Origin of the sequence: Fructobacillus tropaeoli (assembly GCF_016860625.1) — a bacterium.
GTDB lineage: Bacteria > Bacillota > Bacilli > Lactobacillales > Lactobacillaceae > Fructobacillus > Fructobacillus tropaeoli.
The window spans coordinates 42,686-61,213 of sequence record NZ_BOJU01000002.1 but is presented as its reverse complement, the minus strand read 5'-3'; the positions used below and the strand labels follow the sequence as shown (position 1 = coordinate 61,213).

Here is an 18,528-nt window from a genome sequence, read left to right as displayed (position 1 = left end):
ATGTCATTAACGGTAGCTGAACAAGTCGCAACACGTGCAGAATTGCAGAAAAATTTTACAATTCTGAATTGGTCGGTTGACCGAGTGGCGACTGAATTGCAAACAACGCCGGAACACTTACAAGCTGTTTTGGCATTGGAACCAGCCTATATTGAAGAACCCTGGATTTTAAAGCGTTTTTTAGAAGAAAAAATTCGCTTAGCGGGTCGAGAACCGGTGCCGTTTACAGCGCTGGTTGGTAATCCTGAAGATTACTGGTTTTTGAAGCAACGCCGCATTCAAAGTGGTGTTCTCGCACCTCGATAAATTAAAAAGACCAGCACTCAAATTTGAGTGCTGGTCTTTTGTTTTAATTTTTATTGGTATGCCAGTCGAGTAGGTATACTAGTGCTGCCGGCAACAAGATTAATGCGATGAAGACTGGGTAAACGCTGACACTATTTTGTGTTGCCATTTGCCAATCGATTTCTTGTTGATAAAGAAAATTGCCCGAAAAGGCAAAAATCCCGGCCCCAATAATAGTCATCAATTTGAAATAGCGAGGACGAACCAAGTCATCGTTTTGACTATCTTCGTGCAACGGCAGAAGGACAATGGCCGCGATAGCCATCATGGCTACGACGAGACTAAAGGCTAAATTATACTCTAATGGGCTGAGGTGCCCAGAAAAATTAGCTAATGCTTCATTCAAGGTTACGGGAGCCAATACCAGTAAGAATGCTGGGTTTTTCTTTCGATTTTTAAACAAGTAATCTTCTCCTTAATTTGTACTTCTCTTGAATCCAGGTACGATTTTAACACGGTTGCTCAACGAAATGCAAAGTCAATAAAATAACAATTGTAATGAGCTAGATAAGAGGAAAATGGCTGGTGGGTGATGAACTTGACCCTTTGAATAGGTGGAAGGAAGGTAGGGAACCAATCACTGATTTTATGAAGGAACGATGAAAGGGAGATTACAGCTGTCAAAAAATAATTAAAAATTAATGTTGCTATTTTGACAAAGCGTTGTATAATTCAATTAGGGAAATGGCCGGCCGTTTCCTAAAAGGATTAAGTTCTTGGAGGTACTGTCTATGAAGAACAAGTTTTCTCTGAACACGAAGATGATGTTGGGCAAAAACTCAGCAATCGTAAACAATTCCTTGGCAAACAACGCCAAATCCTTGCAGGCATCGTTCTTTATGAAACGTGAGGCCAATTCGGTCAGTCCCGGATAGGATAGAAGCGAAGTCACAAAAAATTCATCCTACAACAACAAGTTAAAATCTTGCAGTCGTATGGACTGTGCCCCGAAAGGCCTACACTTTCGGGGTTTTTTAGTGCTCAGAAAGTAGTTTGGATGTGGTAATTTTCTTGAAGGGCGTTTTTGAGTGAAAGTATCAATTTATCGCTAAATATGATAGCATAATGGTGTTTTATTAGTCTTGATGAAGAAAAGATGAGAAGGAGTTCTTGTAACGATGAAGAAAGACGGTCACACGCATACGCGCTTTTCCCACCACGGGAGTCAGGAACCCCTTGATTTATATCTTGAACGAGCAATCGAACTTGGATTTACCGATTATGTGGTAACGGAGCATGCGCCCTTACCAGAGGCCTTTTTAGCTACTTATACCGGGCCTAGAAGTCAGGATGATGACTCGGCTATGCTGGCTAGTGAATTACAAGCCTACAAAGCAGAGGTTGCTCGAGTGAAAGCAAAATATGGAGATCAAATTCGCATCCATCAGGGATTTGAGGTTGATTATTTACCGGGATACGAGGCTGAAACGAAGGCCTTTTTGCAAGAAAATGCTGACTGGATTGATGAAATTGTCTTGTCGGTCCATTTCTTGGAAAATGATAGCGGTTTGATTGGCCCGATTGATTACGATCCCGACCAGCTAAAACGGTTTTTTCCAATGGAATTACAGGACCCGCAGGCCTTATTTAACAAGTACTTAACCATGGTTCAGCAGAGTATTGATTTCGACACGGGTTTGTCAACACCGGTGCGGATTGGTCACATTACGCTGATTCGTAAGTTCCAAAAGTATTTTGACTTTCCTGATTTTGACCTGGAAAACCAACAGAAGATTACGGCCATTTTGACGAGTATTCTAGAAAAGGGTTATGAATTAGACGTCAATGCCGCGGGTTTGCGTAAAGAATTTTGCGGTGAAAGTTATCCGGACGCAAAAATTTTGCGTCAGGCAGTCGCTTTACAAGTACCCATGATCTATGGCTCAGATGCTCATACGGTCGCTGATTTAGGCCTGTCCTATGATGAACTGGCGGCAAGCGTTCACCTAAAATCATGAGAATTTTGATGAATAAGATTAAAAAATAATGATAAAAGGTGTTGACAAAGGAAAATAAAGTTATAGAATGAAAATAACTTAATAGTAATACGCAGAAGTTAGACAAGTAATTATTGGTCAACTGTACAGGGAGTGCTCAAGCTAACGCATTGAGATGAGCGCCAGCACCAAGATGAAAACACACTAACGAGCAGATTAGTCCAAAAACTAACCCGGTTGTTTCCGATATCAAACAGACCTTTGTTAGAAGGTTACTGAGCATTTTTTGCGTAAGCAAAAAGTGGAATGTAGGTGGGAACACGTGAAAACGTCCTTACAAACTCGATTCGAGTTTGTTTGGGCGTTTTTTTAGTTGGTTGAACCAATCAGAAAGGGTACAAACAATGAACAAAAAGATGTTAGCTGCGGGATCGCGTGATCAATATGGTGAAACGCTGAAAGAGAAGCAGGAAATTGAGCAAACCATTATTAATGTTTTGAACAATCAAGGCTACATCCCCGTCAGCACACCGCTGATCGAGCAGGAGAGTGTCTTTGACCAATACCAGGAAAAGAAAGTTTTCCATTTGTTTGACCACATGGGTGAAAAATTAGTTTTACGGCCTGATTTGACCTTACCAATTGCCCGCTTTCTTGCGGCGAACCAAACAACGTCAACCGTGACCCGCTTGTACTACCTTGGCGATGTCTTCCACCAAATCGTGAATCTATCGGGTGACTACAACCAGGAAACGCAGGCCGGAATTGAAATTATTGGCGAACAAAGCTTCGAGGCAGAAATTGAAGCCTTAGAAACGATGTTAGCCTTTGCCCAGCGCTTTGGCATTGTCGATGTTCAGGTGGTCCTGAGTGATGCCCGGTTAATTGACTTGATTTTGGAGCAATTTGATTTGGACGACCAGATTCGCAGCGAAATGAAGCAGGCAATTGAGGAGAAAAATATTTCCCGCTTCGAACAGCTGAAGACGCAAATTCCTGATTTCCCAGCTGAATTAGCTGATTGGCCCCTTGCATTTGGCGAGAATGGGGAGTCGGCCATGGAAAAGCTCCGACGAATTCCGGCAGTGAAGGAAATTATGGATGATTGGGTGCGTTTAGCAGACTACACGCACCGCCACTATCCCGATGTGGCAGTGACGGTCGACCTGGCCGCCGTTTCACCGCAACCATACTACACCGGCACCATTATTCGTGGCTTTGTCCCAAGTCTAGGTGACTATCTCTTCTCTGGGGGGCGCTACGATCGACTACTTTCAAAAGCCGACCAAGAAACAGTTCCGGCCATGGGCATGGCTTTAAAAGTCGAAACGGTCTTAGCTGATCGGCAACGTGATTTGTCTTCCTTATCGGCCCAAGACCCGATTGTTGTGGTTTTAGCCAAGGGACGGGTTGAACAGGATGTGCGCCCATTACTGAAAAAGGCCGGTGTTGATACGAGTCAATTGGACAATCCGGCGCGTAAATTAGTCTTCGACACGGCCGACAACCGTTACCGTTTTATCCTAGTAAAGGCCAACGATGTGGTGAAGTACTTGGACCAGGGAATTGGTGATGTCGGCATTGTCGGATCCGACACGATTGCCGAACAGGAACAAAATCACTATGACGTGTTGGATTTGCAAACCGGGAAGGCAGAGTTCGTTTTAGCAGCCTGCGAGGACTTTGAACCGGAAAAAATCAGCCGACTCCGCATCGCCACGAAATATCCCAAGTTAGCCAGTCAATACTTTCACGACCAGGGCGAGGATGTTGAATTAATCAAGCTCGAAGGGTCCGTTGAATTGGGACCGATTACCGGCCTGGCTGATGCCATTATTGATATTACCCAAACTGGTCGAACACTGGTTGAAAATCATTTACAAATTTTCGATCGAGTTGGCCCGGTAGCGACTCACTTCCTGGTTCGTAAGGGCTCCTTACTCCAGTACCAAGATGAGTTAACGACCGTTATTAAGCGCTTAGCAAACCTAGTTGCACCGAAAGAAGAGGTAAAAGAATGAAAATTATTGAAAAGATGACGCCAACGGCCTTAGCCGAATTGAGACAGCGATCAGATACGAATCGGCAGGATGAAGTTTTGACGCAGCAAGTTCAAGATATCATTGCCACGGTCCAAAAAAAGGGTGACCAAGCATTAAAGGAATATAGTCAAGCCTTTGACCGCGTTCAATTAAACGACCTCCGGGTGCCAGCGGCTGCGATTCAAGCCGCCTTTGATCAAGTTGACGAAAAGGTCGTCACGGCGTTGAAAGAAGCCGCCGAAAATATTCGGTCCTTTCACCAGTTGGAACGGGCTCAGTCCTTTGAAGACAAAAGTCGTCCGGGTGTGATTCGGGGCACCAAGGTGACGCCACTAGCTGCCGTTGGAATTTATGTTCCGGGCGGGACGGCCGCCTATCCATCTTCTGTTTTGATGAATGCCATTCCAGCTAAGATTGCCGGCGTGAACCAAATTGTAATGGTGACGCCACCACAAGCGAAGGGAATTAATCCGGCGGTCCTCGTGGCGGCTTCGATTGCTGGTGTTGATGAAATTTACCAAATCGGTGGTGCCCAGGCCATTGCAGCGCTGGCATTTGGGACCGAAACAATTCCGCAAGTCGATAAAATTACGGGACCGGGAAATGCCTATGTCGCCGAAGCAAAGCGCCAGGTCTATGGGACCGTGGCCATCGACATGATTGCCGGCCCTTCAGAAATCGCCATCCTGGCCGATGAGACGGCCAATGCCAAGAATGTGGCCGCTGATTTATTATCCCAGGCTGAGCACGATGTGCGGGCACAAGCCATGCTCGTGACCAATTCGGCCGACCTGACACAGGGAGTGATGAAAGAGGTCGATGAACAATTGGCCAAACTACCTCGGCGCGAGATTGCCAGTCAATCAATTGCCAACAACGGCGTGATTTACTTGGTGGAAACAGTTCAAGAAATGTTGGATACGATGAATAAGCTGGCCCCCGAGCACTTGGAAATTCAATTGAAGAACCCAAGTTCGTATCTTGATCAAATCCAAAATGCTGGTTCCGTCTTTTTAGGACCTTTAGCCTCTGAACCACTTGGGGACTATCTGGCTGGACCAAACCACATCTTACCAACCGGAGGGACAGCTCGTTTTTCTTCGGCCTTGGGGGTTTGGGATTTTCAAAAGAAAATTCAATACTTAGAATATGACCAAAAAGCGCTCGTAAAAGATGCGCCATTCGTAACGGCCTTAGCACGAGAAGAGGGACTAGAAGGGCACGCACGAGCAATTGAAAGTCGGGTGAATGCAGATGACTAAACGACAGGCAACGATTATTCGCAATACAAAGGAAACGCAAATTAGCTTGAAATTGGACCTGGATGACCAAAGTCCCGCAACAATTTCCAGTGGGATTGGCTACTTAGACCACATGCTCAATTTGTTTGCTAAGCATGGTCGCTTTGGCCTGGAAATTAAGGCCACGGGTGATTTGGAAGTTGATAGTCACCACACGACAGAAGATATCGGCATCGCTTTGGGCCAGGCCTTTGCGAAAGCGTTGGGAGACAAAGTTGGCATTGAACGTTATGGTGCCCAATTTGTGCCGATGGATGAAACGTTGACCCGGGCGGTGGTTGACTTATCTGGTCGGTCATACCTCGTCTTCCAAGCTGATTTAACAGCCCAACGACTTGGAACCTTTGAAACGGAAGTCGTGGAGGACTTTTGGCAGGGCTTTAGCGACCAGCTACGAGCCAATGTCCACATCGAAGTTTTGTATGGTCGTAACACTCACCACAAAATTGAAAGTATGTTCAAGGCAATGGGGCGGGCGATGCGCCAAGCCGTGACGATTAATCCGGAAATCAAGGGTGTCAATTCGACCAAAGGGACGATTTGAGAAAGAAGAGGATCAGATGACGATTGTGATTGTTGATTATGGCGCTGGAAATGTGTTGAATGTGGCCAAGGCCATTGAATATACGGGCATGTCGGTCAAGATTTCAAAGGATCCGGCAGACATTGCCAGTGCGGACGGCCTGGTGGTGCCGGGCGTGGGGGCTTTTGCGAAGGCGATGGACCAACTCAAAGCAGCTGAATTAATGGAGCCCATTAAGGACTATGCAAAATCAGGCCGCCCACTGTTGGGCATTTGCTTGGGCATGCAACTTTTGTTTGATTCATCGACAGAGTTTGGTGAAACGGAGGGCTTGGGTTTGATTCCAGGTCAGGTAGTTGCCTTACCCCAACAAAAAAATTATAAAGTGCCACAAATGGGCTGGAACAAAAACGAGGTTCGGTTGGAAAATCCGTTGGCTAAGACGATTGATGATAAGTATACGTACTTCGTCCACAGCTATTATGTGGTAACAGACAAAAAATATATTGCGGCTACGGTGCCTTACGGTCAGATTGCAGTGCCAAGCATTGTGGTGAATAAAAATGTGATTGGTGTCCAGTTCCACCCTGAAAAATCAGGGCTGGATGGGCTGTCATTATGGCAAAGTTTCCAAGAAATGGTGGTGAGCGTATGATTTTTCCAGCGATTGACCTGCTTGGCGGCGAATCGGTTCGTCTCTATCAAGGTGATTACCAAAAGAAGATGGTGGTCGAAACAGATCCACTCATCCAACTGCAGGCCATTGAAGCGGCAGGCCTACGGCAGGTTCACTTGGTTGACCTGGATGGCGCCAAGAAAGGGTCGTCCGTTAACGCTGATTTGATTCGACGCTTACGAGAAAATAGCGATATTTTCCTTGAATTGGGCGGTGGGATTCGCACCCTGCAACAGATTGATGATTACCTGCAACTCGGGATTAATCGGGTGATTCTCGGATCGATTGCCGTGACGAATCCTGAATTGGTGCAGGAAGCGGTTACCCGCTTTGGCCCAGAAAAAATTGTGGTCGGTGTTGATGGTCAAGATGGTCAGGTGAAGACGGCCGGCTGGACTGAAGCCAGTCAGCAAAGTTTTGCAGAAGTCGTTTCAGCCATGACCGCCTTGGGAGTGACAAACTTTATCGTGACTGATATTAGCCGTGACGGAACGCTTTCAGGTCCAAATGTGGCCTTACTAAAGCAATTGCAGCAGGACTTTCCCGCAAGTCGTTTTGTTGTCAGTGGCGGTGTCAGCACACTGGCCGATATTGCAACGCTACAGGAAAGCGGGTTGGTCGATATGATTGTCGGTCGCGCACTATACGACGGTGATTTAACGTTGGCTGATTTAAAGGAGGCAGAAGATGGGGTTAGCGAAACGAATTATTCCAGCCTTGGATATTAAAAACGGCCAAGTCGTCAAGGGGATTTCCTTTGACCAGATTCGCGCCGTTGGCGATCCGGTGGCATTGGCCAAGCGTTACCAAGAAATGGGTGCTGATGAACTGGTCTTCTTAGATATCACGGCCACGATTGAAGGCCGGGCCACGATGAAATCAGTTGTCGACCAGGTCTCAAAAGAAATTTTCATTCCATTGACGGTTGGCGGCGGAATCCGCTCACTGGATGAAATGACGAGTTTGATCCAGGCGGGGGCTGACAAAATTTTTCTAAATTCGGCTGCTGTCAAGAATCCAGGTTTAGTGACGGCCGGGGCACAAGTTTTTGGTGCCCAAGCAATGGTCGGGGCAATTGATGCGAAGTGGGACTCCGTTAATGGCTTTTACCGGGTTTACATCGCAGGAGGGACGAAGCCAACGGCGCTCGATGCAATCAAATGGGCGCAAGAGCTAGTTCGGGCTGGCGCTGGAGAGTTGTTGGTGACGAGTATTGATGCTGATGGCCAGAAAAAGGGCTATGATTTGCGACTCTATCAGCAATTAACCGCAGCTGTCGATGTGCCAATTATTGCCTCTGGCGGGGCTGGCACGACCAAGGATTTTGTTGATGTCTTTGCAGACGGATCTGTTGATGCCGCCTTGGCTGCTTCGGTTTTTCACTATAACCAAATCGCCATTCCTGATTTGAAGCGAAGTTTGAAAGAAGAACAAGTGGAGGTCCGCCTATGACCCAGGTAACAGCTGATTTTAATAAGGCAAATCAGAACGGCTTGATTCCAGCAATTGTAGTCGATGCTAAGACCAAGGCCGTGCTGATGCTCGCTTATATGAACCAAGAAAGCTATGAGAAGACGATTGCGACGCGCCAAACCTGGTTTTGGTCGCGCGAACGGCAAGAACTTTGGCACAAGGGTGCAACCTCGGGCAATACCCAAAAAGTGATTTCGATGACGTTGGATTGCGACCAAGATACGGTTTTAATTGAAGTTGAACCAGCAGGACCGGCCTGCCACACCAATGCTTACTCCTGTTTTTTCAATAAAATTGACTCACTGGAAAATCAGTTCAGTCAAAACACAGTGGGCAGTCAGTCGTGAGATAAGCTCGTCAAAACCGTCTATCGCTACTTCTTTGAAAGGAAAACAAAATGGAACAAACAATACAAGAACTCTATGACCAAGTTTTGGCACGAAAGGAGAACCCAGTAGAGGGGTCTTATACCGCTTACCTTTACGATAAAGGACTGGACAAAATTTTGAAGAAAGTTGGTGAAGAAAGCACCGAGGTGATTGTTGGTGCCAAAAACAGCCGAGCAGAACTAACTTATGAAACCGCCGACCTGTTTTTCCACTTGATGGTCCTATTGGTTGATCAGGGGATTAGCTTAGCAGACATTCAAGCAGAACTTGGCTCGCGGGTCGGCCAAAAGTCCAAATTACACGAACGATCAGATTGGCGGTGAACTTATGAAAAAATCAGTTGCAGCATTAAAAGCCTACCAGGCAGAACAACCCCTTGCAGCCATTAAAGACCAGTACCAATTGGAAACGTTGGCCCGTTTGTCGGCCAACGAGTCGGTGTATGGTCCAACACCAAAAGTTAAAGAAGCGTTAGCGGCAGTGACCTTTGACCGGTTGAACTATTACCCAGATGGCTCCGCGCAAAAATTGCGCCAGGCGGTAGCTCAATTAAACCAAGTTGATCCCGAAATGTTGGTTTTCGGTGTAGGTGCCGATGAGTTGATTCAATTGTTAACCCGGCTAGCGCTAGAACCGGGACAAAATATCATTGTCCCTGCACCAACTTTTGGTGAATATGCCATTCATGCCCAAATTGAGCAGGCAGAAACGAAGTCGGTTGCCATTGATGCCAGCACTGGTCATGTGGACTTTGAGGGCATTTTGGCTGCGGTGGATGACCAGACATCGATGGTTTGGTTGGCGAATCCCAACAATCCGACAGGTGTTTTGGAATCAGCTGCAGATATTCAAGGACTCTTGCAGCAATTACCAGAGTCCGTTTATTTAGTCGTTGATGAGGCCTACATCGATTTTGCCGATACAAGCGACAATACCGTCGTGCCACTTTTGGTTGATTATCCAAATCTGATTATCTTACGCACTTTATCGAAGGCCTACGGATTGGCCAACCTGCGGATTGGTTACGGCATGATGGACACAGCATTAGCTCAAAAATTGAATGCTGTTCGTTTGCCCTATAACTTGTCTGATTTTCAAATTGAGACCGGCACGGCTGCTGTTTTGGACCAAGATTACCTGCAAAAAACGGTTGCCAAGGTTCAGGCTGAACGCAACAAGTTTGAAGATTTTCTGCGAGAAAATCAGTTTGAATTTTACCCTTCACAAACAAACTTTTTATGGGTGCAAGTGGGGGACGCCAAGCGCTATGGACAATCTTTCTTGAAAGAGGGTCTGCAAATCAGCCAGCGTTTAAGCCCAAGTTGGGTCCGAATTACCCTGGGGCAGCCAGCTGATAATGAACGAATGCGACAATTGTTGGTTAAAATCCGAGAAGAAAATAAAGAAGAAAAGCCGGTTTAATATCGGCTTTTTTAGAAGATATATGAGAAAAATAGCGCTAAAGTGATTCTAATCTGTGTCATGAAAGCTGACCAAATAATGTAAAATCGATTTTTTAAAACCTAATATGTTAAATAATGATGAGACTATTATGAGATTGATGAGGAAAATGATGAACAATACAGACATTAATTCATTTGTTAGTTTGTTAATTGAGAACAATCTAACCCATCTTCACTTTAAAAATAAGGATTATGAAATCGAACTGAGTAAGGAACCAGGGCAACAGGCCACCGTTAGTCAGTCAACGAAAGGGATCGAAACGAACGCATCAGCTGAGCAGTTCATTTCTTCTTCTCTTGTCGGGACCTTTTATTCCGCGCCATCACCAGAGTCGGACAAATTTGTCCAGGTTGGTGACCTGGTGACGCCAGAGACGGTCGTTGCCATTATCGAAAGCATGAAAATGATGACTGAAATCACAGCCGGGGTTAATGGCCGAATCGATGCAGTCCTTGTGGCTGACGGGGACGCCATTGAATATGGTCAAAATTTATTTAGGATTGTGCCGTGATGGAAATTAAAAAAAGAAAGAATAAAATTTTAATCGCCAACCGTGGTGAAATCGCTGTCCGCATTATTCGAGCGGCTCAATTATTGGGCCTGCAAACGGTTGCTGTTTATGCGGAGCCTGATCAAAATGCCCTACATGTGGCAATGGCTGACGAGGCAGTTAAAGTGGGGCCAGCGAGTCTTGCTGAAAGTTATCTTAACCAGGATGCCATCTTAGCCGCAGCCGAAATTACAGGCTGTACTGCCATTCACCCGGGCTATGGCTTGCTATCAGAAAATGCTGATTTTGCACAGCTTGTTGAAGAAAAAGGTTTTATTTTTATTGGACCAACTGCCAAAACCATTCGCATAATGGGGAATAAATCAGCTGCGAGACAGGAAATGGCCAAGATCGGCGTCCCTATTGTGACCGGGAGCCATCAATCATTTACCGAAGCACCCCGGGGTCTGAAGCAAGCTGAAGAAATCGGTTATCCGGTGATGCTCAAAGCAGTCGGCGGCGGTGGCGGAAAAGGCATGCGGGTGGTTGAGCGATCAGAAAGTTTTACTGGCGAATTTCAACTAGCCCAGCAGGAAGTGATGGCCGTCGCCAATGACAAACGTATGTATTTGGAAAAATTTGTTGACCGGCCCCGTCATATTGAGATTCAAGTTCTAGGCGATGGCAACGGTCACGGGTTGGTGCTTGGCGATCGCGATTGCACCATTCAGCACCGCCATCAAAAGATGATTGAGGAAGCACCAAGCGTTTATCTGGATGAAAGCACACGTCAGGAAATGTTTTCACTGGCATTGAAGGCTACAGAAAGTTTGAACTACCGAGGTGCCGGTACCTTTGAGTTTCTTTATCAGGGACCTGGTCGCTATTACTTTATGGAAATGAACACCCGGATTCAGGTGGAACATGCCGTGACAGAGGAAAGGGCGGGGATTGACTTGATTGGTGCCCAGTTGGCATTGGCCTTTGGAACGAGTATCCAAGCCCTTGCACACCATGAACAACCCGTAGTAGCAATCGAGGCCAGAGTTCTCGCTAAAAGCGCTGGAAAAATTACCGGCTTGCACCTACCAGCCGGTCTTGGTATTCGCAACGAAACGGCCATCTATCAAGGCTATCGGGTGCCATCGAATTACGATGCCATGATTTTAAAAATCATTGCGACTGATTTTTCAAGAGAAAATGCGTTGAAACGCTTACGAGTAGCCATTGATGAGACCGTTATCCTGGGCGTTGAAACGAATTTAGATTTGTTAAGCAAAATCTTATATCATCCTGATTTTATTGCTGAAGATAGCCGAACGGATATCAATTGGCTTGACCGTCAGCTGGAAGGAGAAAATTAAATGGCACCAGCAGAATTTCGTCATTTGGTCCGCAATAATCAATTTGTCAGCCCAACCGCTGGCATCTGCCCGGGCTTTTCACAGGCAAACTTGATTATTTTACCAAAAGAAGACGCGTATGATTTCTTATTGTTAGCGCAGCGCAATCCAAAACCGATTCCAATATTGGAAGTGAGTGAATTGGGGCAACGCGGGTTAAAAAGATTAGGTCAGGACCTAGATATCGCGACAGATATCCCAAAGTATCGGGTTTACCAGGATGGCGTTTTAGTCGAGGAGCCCCTATCAATTGAAAAGTATTGGTCAGATGACTTTGTCAGTTTTTTAATTGGTTGCAGTTTTTCATTCGAAGACCTGCTGCTGGAAGCTGGAATTGAAATTCGGCATATTGAAGAAAAAGTGAACGTGCCAATGTATCAAACGAATATTCCATTAGAGAGTGCCGGTCAGTTTTCCGGCAATATGGTGGTTAGTATGCGGCCAATTCCGGCCAGCCAGGTGACCAAAGCGGTTCAGGTAACTAGTCGGGTTCCAAGCGTCCATGGGGCCCCAATTCAAATCGGTCATCCAGAAGAAATTGGGATTACGCACTTAGACAGTCCAGATTTTGGTGATGCCGTCACGATTAAAGAGGGTGAAATTCCTGTCTTCTGGGCCTGCGGCGTGACGCCTCAGGCAGTGGTCATGAACACCAAGCCACACCTGGCGATTACTCATGCTCCAGGCCACATGCTGGTTACTGATTTAGCAAACCGTGAATTAATCATCTAAGGAGAAAGCGATGCAAATTGATTTAAATTCGGACTTGGGCGAGAGTTTTGGAAAATATAAAATCGGCCTCGATGAGGAAGTCCTAAAGCAGGTCACATCAGCCAATATTGCCTGTGGCTTTCATGCCGGGGACCCAACCGTTATGAAAAATACGGTGGCCTTGGCGTTACAAAATCAAACGGCGATTGGGGCTCATCCAGGCTTCCATGACCTTCAGGGGTTTGGTCGCCGAAAAATTGAGATGGCGCCAGCAGAAATTGAGGCACTGGTGCAGTATCAAGTTGGCGCTTTAGCTGCTTTTGTGCCGGGGCACCGACTCCATCACGTCAAGGCGCATGGCGCACTCTATAATTTAGCAGCAAAAGATCGCCAAGTCGCGGATGCCGTTGTTGCTGGCATCAAAGCCGCTGATGAGCAAACGGTCGTTTATGGCTTAGCTAACAGCGAATTAATCAAATCAGCCAAAGCCGCTGGAATGAAATTTGCGCAAGAGGCCTTTGCCGACCGGAATTATGAAGCAGATGGATCACTCGTTTCACGCAGCAAAGAAAACGCCATTATTACCGATCCAGCTATCGCTGCCAAACGAGTAGTCAAAATGATTCAAGACCAGGCGATTACCGCCGTTAATGGCGATGTCTTGCCAACAGCCATTGATTCGATTTGCGTGCATGGCGATAACCAGGCGGCTATTTCCTTGGTCAAACGGATTCGAGAAGCATTAACCAAAGAGGGAATTTCGATTACTAGTCAACTATAAAGATAAAACGGAGCATTGATATGGAAAGTAAAGCGATTGTAAATGAAACAGCGCCACAAAAGCGCAGCGCCCGCTCAGTAGCAATGGGGGCGGCCTTCGTGATGGCCATGGCCGCTGTCGGCCCGGGATTTTTAACTCAAACGGCAACCTTTACTAGTAAACTGGGGCCAAACTTTGGTTTTGCGATTTTGGCAACGATTGTGATTGATATTATCGTTCAACTGAACATTTGGCGAATTATCACCGTTTCTGGTAAGCATGCCCAGTAAATTGCCAACGAAATTTTCCCAGGATTGGGCTACTTTTTAACCTTTTTAATTGTTGTTGGTGGCTTTTTCTTTAATATCGGTAATGTTGCCGGAGCCGGCTTAGGACTAAATGTACTGTTTGGCATTTCGCCAGAAAATGGGGCTGTGTTGGCCGCCATTTTTGCCATCGTTATTTTTTTGGTTCGCAACGCACTTGTTGTGATGGATCACACGGTTCAAGTTCTAGCAGTCGTTAAAATTGCCATTTTGATTTACATTCTTTCGGTTACAACCGTTCCCGTTAGCAGCGCCTTAACACACACTTTTGCGCCAACGAGTATTGATTTTTATTCAATCGTAACGATTGTCGGTGGAACAGTTGGGGGTTATATTTCATTTTCTGGCGGCCACCGCTTATTGGAGGGGGGTGTTCGTGGAAAAGAAGGGTTGAAGTATGTCAATGAAGGCGCCTTGACGGGCATCGGTATCGCATCCGTTATCCGGATTATGCTCTTTCTAGCTGGCTTGGCAGTTGTCATGGCTGGCCATAAGTTGAATGCGCTGAATCCCGCAGCCGATATCTTTAAAATTGCTGCTGGTAATTTTGGCTTTAAGTTTTTTGGCCTATTACTGTTTGCAGCCGGCATGACGTCAATCTTGGGATCAACCTTTACTTCTGTTTCTTTTCTGAACTATTCAAATGATGCCGCTGGTAATCAAAAATTCGAAAAAGCACGACCAATCTTGGTGCTTGCCTTTATCGTCCTGTCAACATTGTTCTTCTATTTGATTGGTAAGCCGGCCCAAATTCTTGTGATTGTGGGGGCCGTTAATGGCCTGATTTTACCAGTCGCCTTGGGTATTCTTTTGATTGGTGCCAGCAAAACGAAAATTATGGGTATGGCATATAAGCATCCAATCTTGTTAAGTGTTCTTGGTTGGATTGTAGTCGCTTTCATGACCTTTTCCGGTGTTGAAACGCTAATCACAACATTTTAAAAGGAGGCCGCATGGAACCCAAAATGAAAATGGCAGGTGATACCTGTATTAATTTGGAATTTCCTAACGTCATGTCTGAAGAGGTAAGTGAACGTATCTTAAGCATCGCTAGAAGGATTGAAGCACTGCATATTCCGGGTATTTTGGATATCGTGCCGGCTTATCGTGAAGTTAGTTTTATGTTTGATCCCTTGGTCATCGACTTAGACAATTTTAAGGAAATTTTAGCGCATGAGCTGATGTTAAAGACGCAAAATCAGTCGGTTCGCACCACATCAGTCTTTGAAATTCCAGTACTTTACAACGAAAAAGTTGGCCTTGATTTAAAGGAAGTGGCTGGCATTCACGACCTATCAATCGATGAGGTGATTGACCTGCACGCCAATCGTGAGTACCGAATCTATATGCTTGGTTTTCTACCTGGCTTTTCATTCTTGGGTGGTCTTGATCCACGGTTACACACGGCCCGCAAAGCAACACCCAGGTTAGAAATTCCTGCCGGATCGATTGCCATTGGTGGCGAACAGACTGGCTATTATCCAGTAACTTCACCGGGTGGCTGGCAAATCATTGGGCAAACCCCCTTGAAGATGTTTGATTCACAGCAGCCCACGGTTATCTTTCATGCAGGCGACGCCATCAAGTTTTTACCAATCGATGAGCAAAAATTTCGCCAACTAAAAAATGTGAGTGTAAACGATTATTTTTCAAAGGAGAAGACCAATGAATAAAATGATCATGGTTGATCCCGGTATTTTAGCAACCGTCCAAGATAAAGGACGGATTGGCCACCAGGGCGAAGGTTTTTTAAACTCTGGTGCGATGGACGCCTATGCTTACGAATATGGGAATGCCCTTGTTGGTAACCATCCGAGTGAAAATAAGGCTAGTGTGGAGTTTGCGATAACTGGTGGTGTGGTAGAGTTCACCGCCCCAACGGTGGTGGCAATTACCGGTGCCCGAGTAGAGCCAACGTTGAATGGTGAAACAATTATGCAAGACCGTCCCGTCTACGTGCAAAAGGGAGACATTTTGAATTTTCGCCATTTATTGGAAGGGCGGTTTGCCTATCTAGCGGTCGCTGGTGGTATCCAGGTCCCAAGCATTTTGGGTTCACAATCAACAAGTATTTCCGTTAATTTAGGCGGTTTTCATGGTCGTCAGTTAGCCAAGGGTGATCGAATTTGTATTGCCGATTATCAACAAATCGAGCAAATTGATAGCCGGTTAACCAAAACGAAAATCGATATTCCCTCGAGTTTTCTTCAGCAAGACAGTCTTGATGTTGTTCCTGGACCAGAGCAGGAGTGGTTTGATCAAAAAGAATGGCATAAATTTGTAACGACGCCATACCAGCTTGGTCAGCATATTAATCGAATGGGTTACCGAATCGAGGGCCCGGAGCTCTCGTTTAAATCAGAAAATTTGCTTTCGGGAGCTAATTTGAATGGCGGTATCCAAGTTTCCCGTGATGGAAAATTAATTATTTTACTTGCTGATCGTGCGACTCACGGTGGTTACCCAGTGATTGCCAAGGTGATTGCTGCTGATTTAGGCGTGTTAGCCCAGTGGCCCGTTAAAAAGGCCTTGCAGTTCCGACAAGTTTCATTGGAAACTGCCTGGGAACAGTTATGGATCCAAGCAAATGCCATCGACGAGATCTATCATGCGCACTTGTGGCATTTAGTTACCCCCAGTCGAATGATGGCCGAAAGAATTAGGATGCTGTACCAACAGCAGTAAAAAGGAGAAAAAATGTTAGCCAACCGTGTCAGTAAAATCGCCGCATCACCAACATTAGCGATGGGAAAAACCGCTAAAGAGATGCTCGCAGCTGGAGAGGATGTCGTCAACCTTAGCCAGGGGGAGCCGGATTTCCAGACACCCGCTAATATTAGTGAAGCGGCCATTCAGGCGATTAACAGTCATCAGACTGATTTTTATACGGCCACTAGTGGCTTAAGCGAGTTAAAAACAGCAATTGCCAATCGGGTAAAAGCAGATTACGATGTGACCGTTGCTGCTGACCAAATCGCCGTGACAACGGGTGCAAAATTAGCACTGTTCACTTTGATGCAGGTTTTAATTAACCCTGGTGATTCAGTTGTGACCCCAGCGCCGTTTTGGGTTAGTTATTCGGAACAAGTAAAACTGGCCGGTGGTAGCATGCAGGTGGTGCAAACAGAGGATTCTGATTTTAAGATTACGATTGAACAGTTGGAGCAATTAGATCAAAGGCCAAAGCTGTTAATTTTGAATACACCAAATAATCCAAGTGGGGCGGTTTACACCGTTGAAGAACTCCAGGCCATCGTTGACTGGACGAAAGCACATGACGTTTACCTGCTGGTGGATGAAATCTATGGAAAACTCGTTTATGGCCAGACACAATTCCATTCAGTTCTCGAACTAGCGGATCTTAAGAATAGCCAAGTGATTGTGATTAATGGTGTTTCCAAGGCCTATGCCATGACCGGCTGGCGGATTGGTTGGGCCCTGGCAGATAGTGAAATTATTCAAGCAATGAATAAAATTTTGGGACATCTGACTTCAAATCCGACCGTTGCTGCTCAGTACGCTGCCATTGAGGCTCTGAACGGTCCCCAAGACAGTGTGGCAAAGATGAAGGCGACATTTGAAAACCGCTTGAACTATATGTACACGGCGATGCTGAATATTCCAAATATTAGTATTCCCTTTAAACCCGAGGGGTCGTTTTATATCTTCTTTAAAGTTAACCCTGATTTTATGAAAGAACACGGTTACCAAAATACAAATGAGGTTTCCATGGCACTATTGAAGGAGCAGCTCGTGGCCGTACCATCCGGTGAGGGCTTTGGAATGCCCGGATACTTGCGCCTGTCTTATGCCAAATCAGAACAAGATTTGACAAAAGCAATTCAACGCTTCAAAAGTTTTTTTACTAATTAAAAAAAGAGACTCACTTAAGAATGGTTAAGTGAGTCTCTTTTTGATAAGTAAACTTATAATTTTTCGTCTTTTTGCTGTTTGCGAACTTCAGTTAGTTGGTTATTAATCGAAGCAAGCATCTCCATTTGCATTTTTTGAATTTGCATATTATTCGGTTGATCTTGTTGGATGAGGTGATCAATCTTTGAGTGGAGAATTCTGATTTCCTCTTCGGATTTCAAGTTAACGTGGTAATCGTTTTTTGATTCCATTCGGTCATAGGTACTTGACCGGTTCTGGCTCATCATGATTAAAGGCGCCTGGATGGCCGCGATAATACTCAAGAAGAGGTTTAAAAGGATGAATGGGAATGGATCAAAGTGGAGGCCGAAGAGGTGAACGGAGTTAATGAAAATCCAGACAATGATGATGCCAATAAAGGTAATCACAAAAGGCCATGAACCACCAAAGCGGGCAACGGCATCGGCTACTTTTTGACCGAATGTTAACGTGGTTTCCAATTGCTTTTCAACATCAATCACGCGATAACTATCCTTGGACATTAGTCGCGTCATCCGTTCATTGATCTGCCGATTTTTGTGTGAATCCTCGCTAATCATCTTATCCATTTTTTGGAGCCGGTAACGCACAAGATGTTCACTACAAATAAAGCTATTGTTGGCAACCTTCGGATAATCTTTTTGAATCAGTGTTGCGATATAGGGATCCAATTCATGGATAAAATTACCATCGATTAAATCGTATTCACGATGATCAACCAGGCACCAGAGCGCATCGTTTGCCTGTACTTTTTCGTTCTTTTTCATGATTCTCAG

The 18,528-nt window shown here is 45.5% G+C and carries 21 protein-coding genes and 1 pseudogene; 20 read left to right on the top strand and 2 right to left on the bottom strand.

What is annotated here, in order from left to right:
- Positions 1-306: a DUF2316 family protein gene (locus FT12353_RS02440; protein WP_203618048.1), complete on the top strand. Its 306-nt coding sequence runs from the start codon at positions 1-3 to the stop codon at positions 304-306.
- 43 nt (positions 307-349) lie between these two features.
- On the opposite strand, the gene FT12353_RS02435 is transcribed toward FT12353_RS02440, so the two are convergent.
- Complete coding sequence (locus FT12353_RS02435; RefSeq protein WP_203618046.1) at positions 350-748, bottom strand: hypothetical protein; 399 nt, start codon at positions 746-748, stop codon at positions 350-352.
- Between the two features lie 328 nt (positions 749-1,076).
- Between FT12353_RS02435 and FT12353_RS02430 the strand changes: the two genes are divergently transcribed.
- From FT12353_RS02430 to FT12353_RS02340, 19 genes and pseudogenes are all read left to right on the top strand, one after another.
- Complete coding sequence (locus FT12353_RS02430) at positions 1,077-1,220, top strand: hypothetical protein (protein ID WP_168778350.1); 144 nt, start codon at positions 1,077-1,079, stop codon at positions 1,218-1,220.
- A 243-nt stretch (positions 1,221-1,463) separates the two neighbouring features.
- The gene (gene hisJ / locus FT12353_RS02425; RefSeq protein WP_203618043.1) at positions 1,464-2,303 is read left to right on the top strand and encodes a histidinol-phosphatase HisJ; all 840 of its coding nucleotides are present in this window, start codon (positions 1,464-1,466) and stop codon (positions 2,301-2,303) included.
- A 383-nt stretch (positions 2,304-2,686) separates the two neighbouring features.
- Complete coding sequence (hisG, locus tag FT12353_RS02420) at positions 2,687-4,303, top strand: ATP phosphoribosyltransferase (protein ID WP_203618029.1); 1,617 nt, start codon at positions 2,687-2,689, stop codon at positions 4,301-4,303.
- The gene (hisD, locus tag FT12353_RS02415; RefSeq protein WP_203618021.1) at positions 4,300-5,586 is read left to right on the top strand and encodes a histidinol dehydrogenase; all 1,287 of its coding nucleotides are present in this window, start codon (positions 4,300-4,302) and stop codon (positions 5,584-5,586) included. The genes hisG and hisD overlap by 4 nt, the downstream gene beginning before the upstream one ends.
- Complete coding sequence (gene hisB / locus FT12353_RS02410) at positions 5,579-6,169, top strand: imidazoleglycerol-phosphate dehydratase HisB (RefSeq protein WP_168778346.1); 591 nt, start codon at positions 5,579-5,581, stop codon at positions 6,167-6,169. The genes hisD and hisB overlap by 8 nt, the downstream gene beginning before the upstream one ends.
- 16 nt (positions 6,170-6,185) lie before the next feature.
- Positions 6,186-6,803 carry an imidazole glycerol phosphate synthase subunit HisH gene (gene hisH, locus FT12353_RS02405; protein ID WP_203618541.1) on the top strand — a complete coding sequence of 206 codons (618 nt, stop codon included), beginning with the start codon at positions 6,186-6,188 and terminating at the stop codon, positions 6,801-6,803.
- Positions 6,800-7,552 carry a 1-(5-phosphoribosyl)-5-[(5-phosphoribosylamino)methylideneamino]imidazole-4-carboxamide isomerase gene (gene hisA, locus FT12353_RS02400; protein WP_203618542.1) on the top strand — a complete coding sequence of 251 codons (753 nt, stop codon included), beginning with the start codon at positions 6,800-6,802 and terminating at the stop codon, positions 7,550-7,552. The genes hisH and hisA overlap by 4 nt, the downstream gene beginning before the upstream one ends.
- Entirely contained in the window at positions 7,512-8,276 is a 765-nt protein-coding gene (hisF, locus tag FT12353_RS02395) for an imidazole glycerol phosphate synthase subunit HisF (protein ID WP_203618019.1), read from the top strand. The genes hisA and hisF overlap by 41 nt, the downstream gene beginning before the upstream one ends.
- A complete protein-coding gene (hisI, locus tag FT12353_RS02390; protein WP_203618017.1) occupies positions 8,273-8,644 on the top strand; it encodes a phosphoribosyl-AMP cyclohydrolase in 372 nt (123 codons plus the stop codon). Before hisF ends, hisI begins: the two co-directional genes overlap by 4 nt.
- A gap of 50 nt (positions 8,645-8,694) precedes the next feature.
- The gene (gene hisE / locus FT12353_RS02385; RefSeq protein ID WP_203618010.1) at positions 8,695-9,009 is read left to right on the top strand and encodes a phosphoribosyl-ATP diphosphatase; all 315 of its coding nucleotides are present in this window, start codon (positions 8,695-8,697) and stop codon (positions 9,007-9,009) included.
- Positions 9,010-9,013: 4 nt separating this feature from the next.
- Positions 9,014-10,108 carry a histidinol-phosphate transaminase gene (gene hisC, locus FT12353_RS02380; protein ID WP_203618008.1) on the top strand — a complete coding sequence of 365 codons (1,095 nt, stop codon included), beginning with the start codon at positions 9,014-9,016 and terminating at the stop codon, positions 10,106-10,108.
- Between the two features lie 148 nt (positions 10,109-10,256).
- Entirely contained in the window at positions 10,257-10,661 is a 405-nt protein-coding gene (locus FT12353_RS02375; protein WP_203618006.1) for an acetyl-CoA carboxylase biotin carboxyl carrier protein, read from the top strand.
- A complete protein-coding gene (locus FT12353_RS02370; RefSeq protein WP_203618004.1) occupies positions 10,661-12,004 on the top strand; it encodes an acetyl-CoA carboxylase biotin carboxylase subunit in 1,344 nt (447 codons plus the stop codon). The genes FT12353_RS02375 and FT12353_RS02370 overlap by 1 nt, the downstream gene beginning before the upstream one ends.
- Positions 12,005-12,775, top strand: a complete 771-nt coding sequence (locus FT12353_RS02365; RefSeq protein ID WP_203617996.1) for a putative hydro-lyase — start codon at positions 12,005-12,007, stop codon at positions 12,773-12,775. It begins immediately after the preceding gene.
- Between the two features lie 10 nt (positions 12,776-12,785).
- Positions 12,786-13,535 carry a LamB/YcsF family protein gene (locus FT12353_RS02360; protein ID WP_203617988.1) on the top strand — a complete coding sequence of 250 codons (750 nt, stop codon included), beginning with the start codon at positions 12,786-12,788 and terminating at the stop codon, positions 13,533-13,535.
- Positions 13,536-13,555: 20 nt separating this feature from the next.
- Positions 13,556-14,782 (top strand): annotated as a pseudogene (locus FT12353_RS02355) (NRAMP family divalent metal transporter).
- An 11-nt stretch (positions 14,783-14,793) separates the two neighbouring features.
- Complete coding sequence (gene pxpB / locus FT12353_RS02350; RefSeq protein WP_168778337.1) at positions 14,794-15,513, top strand: 5-oxoprolinase subunit PxpB; 720 nt, start codon at positions 14,794-14,796, stop codon at positions 15,511-15,513.
- Positions 15,506-16,525, top strand: coding sequence for a 5-oxoprolinase subunit C family protein (locus tag FT12353_RS02345; protein WP_203617986.1), 1,020 nt, complete (start codon positions 15,506-15,508; stop codon positions 16,523-16,525). Before pxpB ends, FT12353_RS02345 begins: the two co-directional genes overlap by 8 nt.
- Positions 16,526-16,537: 12 nt before the next feature.
- On the top strand, positions 16,538-17,713 hold the full coding sequence (locus FT12353_RS02340; RefSeq protein ID WP_203617984.1) for a pyridoxal phosphate-dependent aminotransferase: 1,176 nt from the start codon (positions 16,538-16,540) through the stop codon (positions 17,711-17,713).
- A 53-nt stretch (positions 17,714-17,766) separates the two neighbouring features.
- On the opposite strand, the gene FT12353_RS02335 is transcribed toward FT12353_RS02340, so the two are convergent.
- On the bottom strand, positions 17,767-18,519 hold the full coding sequence (locus FT12353_RS02335; protein ID WP_168778334.1) for a DUF1003 domain-containing protein: 753 nt from the start codon (positions 18,517-18,519) through the stop codon (positions 17,767-17,769).
- Positions 18,520-18,528 lie beyond the last annotated feature (9 nt).

What these genes read in the sequence shown, in the direction of transcription:
- FT12353_RS02440 (WP_203618048.1), top strand. Translation starts at nt 1, where the DNA reads ATGTCATTAACGGTAGCTGAACAAGTCGCAACACGTGCAGAATTGCAG.
- FT12353_RS02430 (WP_168778350.1), top strand. Translation starts at nt 1,077, where the DNA reads ATGAAGAACAAGTTTTCTCTGAACACGAAGATGATGTTGGGCAAAAAC.
- hisJ (WP_203618043.1), top strand. Translation starts at nt 1,464, where the DNA reads ATGAAGAAAGACGGTCACACGCATACGCGCTTTTCCCACCACGGGAGT.
- hisG (WP_203618029.1), top strand. Translation starts at nt 2,687, where the DNA reads ATGAACAAAAAGATGTTAGCTGCGGGATCGCGTGATCAATATGGTGAA.
- hisD (WP_203618021.1), top strand. Translation starts at nt 4,300, where the DNA reads ATGAAAATTATTGAAAAGATGACGCCAACGGCCTTAGCCGAATTGAGA.
- hisB (WP_168778346.1), top strand. Translation starts at nt 5,579, where the DNA reads ATGACTAAACGACAGGCAACGATTATTCGCAATACAAAGGAAACGCAA.
- hisH (WP_203618541.1), top strand. Translation starts at nt 6,186, where the DNA reads ATGACGATTGTGATTGTTGATTATGGCGCTGGAAATGTGTTGAATGTG.
- hisA (WP_203618542.1), top strand. Translation starts at nt 6,800, where the DNA reads ATGATTTTTCCAGCGATTGACCTGCTTGGCGGCGAATCGGTTCGTCTC.
- hisF (WP_203618019.1), top strand. Translation starts at nt 7,512, where the DNA reads ATGGGGTTAGCGAAACGAATTATTCCAGCCTTGGATATTAAAAACGGC.
- hisI (WP_203618017.1), top strand. Translation starts at nt 8,273, where the DNA reads ATGACCCAGGTAACAGCTGATTTTAATAAGGCAAATCAGAACGGCTTG.
- hisE (WP_203618010.1), top strand. Translation starts at nt 8,695, where the DNA reads ATGGAACAAACAATACAAGAACTCTATGACCAAGTTTTGGCACGAAAG.
- hisC (WP_203618008.1), top strand. Translation starts at nt 9,014, where the DNA reads ATGAAAAAATCAGTTGCAGCATTAAAAGCCTACCAGGCAGAACAACCC.
- FT12353_RS02375 (WP_203618006.1), top strand. Translation starts at nt 10,257, where the DNA reads ATGATGAACAATACAGACATTAATTCATTTGTTAGTTTGTTAATTGAG.
- FT12353_RS02370 (WP_203618004.1), top strand. Translation starts at nt 10,661, where the DNA reads ATGGAAATTAAAAAAAGAAAGAATAAAATTTTAATCGCCAACCGTGGT.
- FT12353_RS02365 (WP_203617996.1), top strand. Translation starts at nt 12,005, where the DNA reads ATGGCACCAGCAGAATTTCGTCATTTGGTCCGCAATAATCAATTTGTC.
- FT12353_RS02360 (WP_203617988.1), top strand. Translation starts at nt 12,786, where the DNA reads ATGCAAATTGATTTAAATTCGGACTTGGGCGAGAGTTTTGGAAAATAT.
- pxpB (WP_168778337.1), top strand. Translation starts at nt 14,794, where the DNA reads ATGGAACCCAAAATGAAAATGGCAGGTGATACCTGTATTAATTTGGAA.
- FT12353_RS02345 (WP_203617986.1), top strand. Translation starts at nt 15,506, where the DNA reads ATGAATAAAATGATCATGGTTGATCCCGGTATTTTAGCAACCGTCCAA.
- FT12353_RS02340 (WP_203617984.1), top strand. Translation starts at nt 16,538, where the DNA reads ATGTTAGCCAACCGTGTCAGTAAAATCGCCGCATCACCAACATTAGCG.
- FT12353_RS02335 (WP_168778334.1), bottom strand. Translation starts at nt 18,519, where the DNA reads ATGAAAAAGAACGAAAAAGTACAGGCAAACGATGCGCTCTGGTGCCTG.